An 8,206-nucleotide genomic window follows, 5' to 3' on the forward strand; every position below is an offset into this window, starting at 1 on the left:
CGACCTGTGGCGAGGGAGCTTGCTCCCGTTGGGGCGCGAAGCGGCCCCAAAAATGGGACTGCTACGCAGTCCAGCGGGAGCAAGCTCCCTCGCCACAGGGACCGGTTCTGTCTTAACTGACTGGCATTAGAGCAAGCCCGCCCCCTCATTTGTTTGTGGTGTGTCAGGGACTTTTTTGCGCAACGATGTGATCACCCCACTTGCCGTGGCGTCCTTGATAGCTCAATTTAGCGGCATCGTCCCGGAAGACCCCAGACTTCATGTCATCGACCTCGTTCAAGCAGTCCCTGCGACGCCTGTGGGCACTGGATAAATTCAGCTACAGCATTCGGGTATTCATCGCCCTGACCGGCAGCATGGCGCTGTGCTGGTATCAGGATGAAATGACGTTGTTGATCCCGCTGTTCCTGGGGATTATCGCCAGCGCCCTGGCCGAGACCGATGACAGTTGGCAAGGCCGCCTGAACGCTCTGGCGGTGACGCTGGTGTGTTTCAGCATTGCCGCGCTGTCGGTGGAGCTGCTTTTCCCTTACCCGTGGGTTTTCGCGGCCTCCCTGGCCCTGGCCACGTTCGGCCTGACCATGCTCGGCGCGCTCGGCGAACGTTATGGCGCGATTGCCTCGGCCACGTTGATCCTGTCGGTCTACACCATGATCGGCGTGGACCAGCGCGGCGGTGCCGTCAGTGATTTCTGGCACGAGCCGTTGCTGCTGGTGGCGGGCGCGGCCTGGTATGGCGTGTTGTCGGTGCTGTGGCAGGCGCTGTTTTCCAACCAGCCGGTGCAGCAGAGCCTGGCACGGTTGTTTCGCGAGCTGGGGCATTATCTCAAGCTCAAGTCGTCGCTGTTCGAACCGATTCGCCAGTTGGATGTGGAGGCGCGGCGCCTGGAATTGGCCCAGCAGAACGGCCGTGTGGTCGCGGCATTGAATGCGGCAAAGGAAATCATCCTGCACCGCGTCGGCAATGGCCGACCGGGCTCGAAGGTCAGCCGTTACCTGAAGCTGTACTTCCTGGCCCAGGACATCCACGAGCGCGCAAGCTCCTCCCACTACCCTTATAACGCCTTGGCCGAGGCCTTCTTTCACAGCGACGTGCTGTTCCGTTGCCAACGCCTGTTGCGCCAGCAAGGCAAGGCCTGCCAGGCCCTGGCCGAGTCGATCCAACTGCGCCAGCCTTTCATTTATGACGCCAGCTTTGCCGAAGCCCTGGGCGACCTGAACGCCTCCCTGGAACACCTGCGCATCCAAAGCAACCCGGCCTGGCGCGGATTGCTGCGCTCGTTGCGTGCCCTGGCCGCCAACCTGTCCACCCTCGACCGCCTGCTCGGCGACGCAAGCAACCCCGACGCCCTGGCCGACGCCACCGACAGCAACCTGCTGGACCGTGCCCCACGCAACCTCAAGGAAATGTGGACGCGCCTGCGCACCCAGCTCACGCCGACCTCGCTGCTGTTCCGCCACGCCTTGCGCCTGTCCCTGGCATTGACCGTCGGCTACGCCACCCTGCATGCCATCCACGCCTCCCAGGGCTACTGGATCATCCTGACCACGCTATTCGTCTGCCAACCGAACTACGGTGCCACGCGGCGCAAGCTCGGCCAGCGCATCATCGGCACCGCCATCGGCCTGACCGTGGCCTGGGCGCTGTTCGACCTGTTCCCAAGCCCGGTGGTGCAGTCGATGTTCGCCATCGCCGCCGGCCTGGTGTTCTTTATCAACCGCACCACGCGTTATACGCTGGCCACGGCGGCGATCACCTTGATGGTGCTGTTCTGCTTCAACCAGGTGGGCGATGGGTATGGCCTGTTCCTGCCCCGCCTGTTCGACACCTTGCTCGGCAGCCTGATCGCGGGCCTGGCGGTGTTCCTGTTCCTGCCGGACTGGCAAGGCCGCCGCCTGAACAAAGTGCTGGCCAATACCCTCACCTGCAACAGCATCTACCTGCGCCAGATCATGCAGCAGTACGCGGCCGGCAAGCGCGACGACCTGGCTTATCGCCTGGCCCGTCGCAACGCGCATAACGCCGATGCGGCGCTGTCCACCACCCTGGCGAATATGCTGATGGAGCCGGGGCATTTCCGTAAGGAAGCGGATGTGGGCTTCAGGTTCCTGGTGCTGTCGCACACCCTGCTCAGCTATTTGTCGGGCCTTGGCGCACACCGCGACACCCTGCTACCGGCCGACGTGCGCGAACAGTTGATCGACGGGGCGGGCAACAGCCTGGCGGCGAGCATCGATGAGATCGCCACGGGGCTTGCCAACAAACAGCCGATTACGATTCAAAGTGATGACGAGGAAGCACTGGCGGCGCAGCTTGAGCAGATGCCGGACGAGATCGATGAGGGCCAGCGGCTGGTGCAAACGCAATTGGCGTTGATTTGTCGGCAGTTGGGGCCGTTGCGTACGCTGGCGGCGCATTTGATCAAGGATACCGGCGCGCCTTAAACCGCTACATACCGTGGGCCTTCATCAATTTTGCGTAACTGCCATCCGCCTTCATCCTGGCAATCTCCCGGTCGAAACCGGCGACGATCTGCGCATGCTCGGGGTTTTTCAGGCTGACCAGAATATGCAGGCTGTTCTCGCTCAGCGGTTCGCCGACGAACTCCACGGCATTGCGCACCCTGGGCGACTCCCGCGCCAGGTAGTAACGCGCCACGTACTCGTCTTCCAACGTCAGCCGCACGCGTTTCGCCGCCAGCATACGCACAGCCATGGCAAAGTTATGCACCGGCACTTTCTGTAACAGCGCCTCCTGATCGAACGCCGCCGAATAGGCATAACCACGCACCACGGCGATGCTTTCCCCGTGCAGCTGTTGCAGATTCCGATAATCGATAGCGTCGTCGCGACGCTTGATAAAGCGCACCCGGTTGACCAGGTATTCCTCGGAGAACTGGCCCAGTTGCGTGCGGGCATCGTCGTACCACGCGTTGATCAGCACGTCGTAGCGCCCATCGCCTACCCCCTTGAGCGCGCGTGCCCAAGGCACCTGCTCAAAATCACTGGCGTACCCGGCCCGAGCCAGCGCCGTGGTAACGATGTCCGTAGCCAGCCCGCCGTTGACCAAGGTGACATCGGTAAAGGGTGGCCAGCCATCCGCCGCCAGGCGCAAACGCTGCGCCAATACCGGTTGAGCCAGCAACAACACTGCAATCAAAGCAACGGCACGAGACAATCGCGGCATGCTTAAAATCCTTGGCGGGCAGGCGATGGCCTGATAACAGTAGCTCATCAATGAGCTTGCATCGGTTATTACACAAAGAAGTCAGCCATGCATGCATTCAATGATGGCAAATTGACGCTATTCACAAAAATAGCCGGTTTTAGACAGCAGCGCCCCGCCGCGCTTACTATCCCCGGCAAGCCTTGGATAAGAGTGCACATCATGACAATTGATTGGGTCTGCAAGCATCACGACGATTTGGGCAAGGAGCAGCTGTACGCCATCCTGCGCCTGCGCGGAGAGGTGTTCGTGGTTGAACAGAAATGCGTGTATCAGGACATTGACGGGCAAGACCTGTCAGGCGATACCCACCACCTGATGGCCTGGAAAGACAATGAGCTGGTGGCTTATCTGCGGCTGCTAGACCCGGAGTCACAGGGCGGCGACGTGGTGATCGGCCGGGTGATCGTCGCGCCATCGGCACGCGGCACCGGCCTGGGGCACATGATGATGGAAGAAGCCCTCAAGCAGATCGCCGAGATCTGGCCCGAGACACCGATTTTTCTCTCGGCCCAGGCGCACTTGCAGGGGTATTACGCACGGTATGGGTTTGGGGTGGTGGGAGAGCAATACCTGGAAGACGATATTCCACATATTGGTATGCGGCGAGCTTGAGGGCGTCCTCGCGGGCAAGCCCTAATGCCGGTCAGTTAAGCGCTAGAACAGAACAACCTGCGACCTGTGGCGCGGGAGCTTGCTCCCGTTGGGGCGCGAAGCGGCCCCAAAAATGGGACTGCTACGCAGTCCAGCGGGAGCAAGCTCCCTCGCCACAGTGACCGGTTCTGTCTTAACTGACTGGCATTAGGGCAAGCCCCCTTCCACACCTTACGGGTAACCCAACACCTGCTTGATCGACGCAAGGTTGGCCTCGACCCAACCGCGATCAATCGCCCCCCAATCACGCACACGATAATGCCCGGCATGGTGACGGGCACCGTCTTGCTGCTCGAACTCGCACAGGATATCCAGGTCGGCCAATGCCGCAATCGTGTCTTGCGCCGTGCGCCGAGGCATACCGGTCACTTCGGTCAGCGCCGGGACGCTGCTGGCCAGCCCGCTGTCGATCAGGTAAGCCACATACAGTCGGCGATAAAAGCTGCTCTTGGTCTTGCTCACATCCATGGTCAATCGCCTTGTGTTTAGGGCTTGCCCTGCAAATCGCGCCAGGTGAGGTACACCCGCAGGTCGAATTCCACCTGATGGTAGCCCGGCATCATGTGTTCACAGAGTTTATAGAACGCCTTGTTGTGGTCCGATTCCTTGAAGTGCGCCAGTTCGTGTACCACGATCATGCACAGAAACTCGGGAGCCGCCTCCTTGAACAGCGAGGCGATGCGGATCTCTTTCTTGGATTTGAGATTGCCGCCCTGCACCCTGGAAATCGTGGTGTGCAAACCCAGCGCGCGGTGGGTGAGGTCCAGGCGGTTATCGAACAGCACCTTGTCGATCGACGGTGCATTGCGCAGGTGTTCCTGCTTCAAGGCCAGGGCGTAGCTGTACAAGGCCTTGTCGCTCTGCACGGCGTGCCGCTCGGGGTAACGCTGCTCCAGATAGGCGCCCAACTGGTCCTTGGCGATCAGTTGGCGTACTTGTTCCTGAAGGGCGGCGGGATAGGCCTGGAGATATTTCAGCGCGGTCATGGGGCCTGCAAGGTGGTTCGGACAGGCGCCAGTGTAGCGAATTCAAAGCGCGCGAGGGTGTGCCCAACCGACAACGTCCTCGGCCATCAACGGTGCCGACGCCCATGTGCCCTGGATGAACGAGCAACCATTGGCCTTGAGCCACTGCGACTGTTCAAGGGTTTCCACGCCCTCGGCGATCACCAGCACCTCAAAGTGCCGGCACAGATCAATGATGCTGCGGGCCATTGCGGCATCGCGCGTGGAGCCGGGCAGACGGGCCACCAATTGCGGGTCCAGCTTGAGGGTGTCGAACGCAAGGTCACGCAGATGCGCGAGGGAACAGCGACCTGAGCCAAAATCATCCAGGGCGATGCGCACCCCCAGCTCACGCAGCAGCTTGAGTTGCTTAATGGATTCCTCAAGGTTATGCATCAGGCAGTCTTCACCCACCTGCACCTCCAATTGCCGCCCCTGTAACCCATGTCGATCGAGGACCTGCCGCAGTTGGCTGGCCAGGTTAGGCATATTGAACTGGCTGCCGCTCAGGCTCACGCTCAGCACCAGCTCATCATTGAAAGACGCTTGCCAGGCCTGGCGCTGGGCGGCGGCTTGCTGGTAAATCCAAGTGCTCAGCTCGCTGATCAGCCGTGCCTCTTCCAGCAACGGCAAAAACAAACCCGGCGACACGTCGCCCACGCTCGGGTGCTGCCAGCGCAGCAGTGCCTCCACACCGCGCAAATGCCCATCCTCGAGCGACACCTGAGGCTGGTACACCAGAATGAAATCCTTGTTTTGAATCGCAGTGCGCACGCTGTCTTCGAGCATCAGGCGTGAGCGGGCTCGGCCGTTCATTTCCTGATCGTAATAGCGATACTGCTGACGACCGGCGCGCTTGGCTTCGTACATGGCGATGTCCGCCGCACGCAACAGGCCACTCAGGTCCGAGCCGCAGTCCGGGAAGGTCGCGATACCGATGCTGGCCCCAAGCATCACTTCCAGCCCATCGACCTGCTGGCACACAGACACCCGTTCGATCAGTTTTTCCGCAATCTTCGCCGCCTGCTCGGGGAATTCCAGCTCCAGCAACGCAGTGAACTCATCCCCGCCCATGCGCCCAAGAATGTCGTAAGAGCGCAAACACGCCTGCATCTGCTCGGAAACCCAGCGCAGCACGCGATCACCCGCGTCGTGCCCCAAGGTATCGTTGACTCGCTTGAAGCCGTCCAGGTCCAGGTATAGCAGCACCAGCGACTGCTCATTGCGCTCGCTGCGCGACAACATGTTCTCCACCGTCTGGTAGAAACCCCGGCGATTGAGCAGCCCGGTCAACGGATCGGTCACCGCCTGGAACTCCAGCTGCTGGTGCAGGTGACGCACCTCGGACATGTCCAGCACCGTCACCACCATCGCCTTCTGCTCCGCGGGCAGGGGCGCGCAGGACAGCGCCACCGGCACCTGCTGGCCACGACTGGTGCGCAAAATAGCGTCATGCAGGCGCCACGTTTCACCTTTGCGAAAGGCCTCGTACATCGCAAACCCCAACCAGGCCGGCACATGGGGCTTTTGCAGGAAACTCAAGAAACTCTCGCCCTGCAACTCGGCCATCGTGGCATTGAGCAGCTTTGAAATAGCGGGGTTGGCGTACTCAATCACGCTGCCCTCGCCCACCACCAGAATGCCTTCGGCGGCGTTGTCCAATACCGAGGCATTGAAGGCGCGGGCGGCTTCCAGGTCATGGCTCAACCGCTGCAGCGCGCGGCGATTGCGCTGATGCTCCAGCAGCGCCTGCACTTTGGGCTTGAGGATGTGTGGGTCGAAGGGCTTGAACAGGTAGTCGATCGCACCGCTGGCATAGCCTTTGAGCACTGCGTCGGACGAGTGGGCATCGGCCGTGAGAAAGATAATCGGCGTCATGCTCGTACGCTGGTTGCCACGCATCAGGCGAGCCACCTCGAAGCCATCCATACCGGGCATTCGCACGTCCAGCAGCACCAGATCGACATCGTGAACCAGCAGCAATTCCAGGGCTTGCAAACCGGAAGTGGCGGTAATCACTCGCCAGTCTTCGCGCTGCAACACTGCACGCATGCTGACGAGATTTTCCGGGTAATCATCGACCACCAAAAGAACCGAACTGCCTTCGCCGAGGTTTGGAGCGCAATCCATGCTACGTCTCTTCCTTAAGGAGCTGCACCGGTCACTTCGGGTACTTAAAACCGGACAAATAATGAGGCATCACTCTATCCCCGGTTATAACAAAGCAGAAGTGACCTGGGTGCCATCATTGCGCCAAAGCCTGGGAAGCCGACTAACGGTAAGGCTCTGTAGGCCGCGTCCCACGGGCGACATGGCTTTTTGGCACTCCTCTGACGCCAATAAATTGCCGGTCAATGTTTAACAATTTGGTTAACACCACCTATAAAGAACCTGTGCAGCCCTCGGGCTAAAGCGTTCACCCCTCGCCAAAAGGCCAACACCATGATCGACCTTTCCACCTGGAACCTGAGCATTCCGGTCGGCTCCCCGCCCACGACCATCGAAACCCCAAAGCTGCTCAGCGGTTTCAATGACCAGTATTTCCAGGCCGAAGGCAGCGATGTGCAGTTCTGGACCCCCGTCACCGGCACCCGCACCGAAAACGCCATTTACCCGCGCAGCGAGCTGCGCGAAACCTACGCCGACGGGCGCCTGCGCAACTGGACCTACCCTGAGGCCGACAACTTCCTGCGCGCCACGCTTACCGTCAACCAGGTACCGTCCACCGGCAAAGTCGTGATCGGCCAGATCCACGCCTATGACAGCCAGAAACCGCTCATCAAGCTGGAGTACCAATTCAAGGAAAAAACCCAGACCGGCAATATCGTCGCCAAAGTGCGCATGCGCCCGGACGAGTCCGAAAGCCGCGTGATCCTCGTCGCCTCCAACGTGCCGCTGGAAAAGACCTTCACCTATGTAATCAACCTCAATAAAGCCGGGTTGCTCAGCGTGTATGCGGCCGACAGCGAATGGAATGAACGCATCGGCGCAGCCTGGGGCGACAAGCCGCTGTACTTCAAGGCGGGCGTGTATGTGCAGGACAACAGCGGGGACAGCAAGGAAGGGGCAAAGGTGACGTTTGCCAAGTTGGATATTGATCATGAGTGAATTGTCCTGTGATACCCAGGACGATTCCTGAATAAGCCCACTGCCTCGAACCCGTCACGTCCCCCTGTGGGAGCCGGGCAAGCCCCAATGCCGGTCAGTTAAGCGCTAAAGCAGAAAAACCTGCGACCTGTGGCGAGGGAGCTTGCTCCCGTTGGGGCGCGAAGCGGCCCCAAAAATGGGACTGCTACGCAGTCCAGCGGGAGCAAGCTCCCTCG

The 8,206-nt window shown here is 60.5% G+C and carries 7 protein-coding genes; 3 read left to right on the forward strand and 4 right to left on the reverse strand.

Annotated elements, in window-relative coordinates:
- Positions 1-260 precede the first annotated feature (260 nt).
- Positions 261-2,444, forward strand: a complete 2,184-nt coding sequence (gene yccS, locus Q1V60_RS06810; protein WP_300628646.1) for a YccS family putative transporter — start codon at positions 261-263, stop codon at positions 2,442-2,444.
- A gap of 4 nt (positions 2,445-2,448) precedes the next feature.
- Here the strand turns inward: yccS and Q1V60_RS06815 are convergent, their stop codons facing one another.
- Positions 2,449-3,186, reverse strand: a complete 738-nt coding sequence (locus Q1V60_RS06815; RefSeq protein ID WP_300628648.1) for a transporter substrate-binding domain-containing protein — start codon at positions 3,184-3,186, stop codon at positions 2,449-2,451.
- A gap of 201 nt (positions 3,187-3,387) precedes the next feature.
- On the opposite strand from Q1V60_RS06815, the gene Q1V60_RS06820 reads away from it, so the two are divergent.
- Positions 3,388-3,840, forward strand: coding sequence for a GNAT family N-acetyltransferase (locus tag Q1V60_RS06820; protein ID WP_300628650.1), 453 nt, complete (start codon positions 3,388-3,390; stop codon positions 3,838-3,840).
- Between the two features lie 210 nt (positions 3,841-4,050).
- Here the strand turns inward: Q1V60_RS06820 and Q1V60_RS06825 are convergent, their stop codons facing one another.
- The 3 genes from Q1V60_RS06825 to Q1V60_RS06835 are packed head-to-tail and all read right to left on the reverse strand — an operon-like array spanning position 4,051 to position 7,013.
- Entirely contained in the window at positions 4,051-4,347 is a 297-nt protein-coding gene (locus Q1V60_RS06825; RefSeq protein ID WP_300628652.1) for a winged helix-turn-helix domain-containing protein, read from the reverse strand.
- A 17-nt stretch (positions 4,348-4,364) separates the two neighbouring features.
- The gene (locus Q1V60_RS06830; RefSeq protein ID WP_300628654.1) at positions 4,365-4,865 is read right to left on the reverse strand and encodes a M48 family metallopeptidase; all 501 of its coding nucleotides are present in this window, start codon (positions 4,863-4,865) and stop codon (positions 4,365-4,367) included.
- Positions 4,866-4,907: 42 nt separating this feature from the next.
- Positions 4,908-7,013, reverse strand: a complete 2,106-nt coding sequence (locus Q1V60_RS06835) for an EAL domain-containing protein (protein ID WP_300628657.1) — start codon at positions 7,011-7,013, stop codon at positions 4,908-4,910.
- A gap of 312 nt (positions 7,014-7,325) precedes the next feature.
- Here Q1V60_RS06835 and Q1V60_RS06840 point away from each other — a divergent pair, with 312 nt between their 5' ends.
- On the forward strand, positions 7,326-7,991 hold the full coding sequence (locus tag Q1V60_RS06840; RefSeq protein ID WP_300628660.1) for a polysaccharide lyase family 7 protein: 666 nt from the start codon (positions 7,326-7,328) through the stop codon (positions 7,989-7,991).
- Positions 7,992-8,206: the final 215 nt, after the last annotated feature.

This window comes from Pseudomonas sp. (assembly GCF_030147005.1).
Taxonomy (GTDB): domain Bacteria; phylum Pseudomonadota; class Gammaproteobacteria; order Pseudomonadales; family Pseudomonadaceae; genus Aquipseudomonas.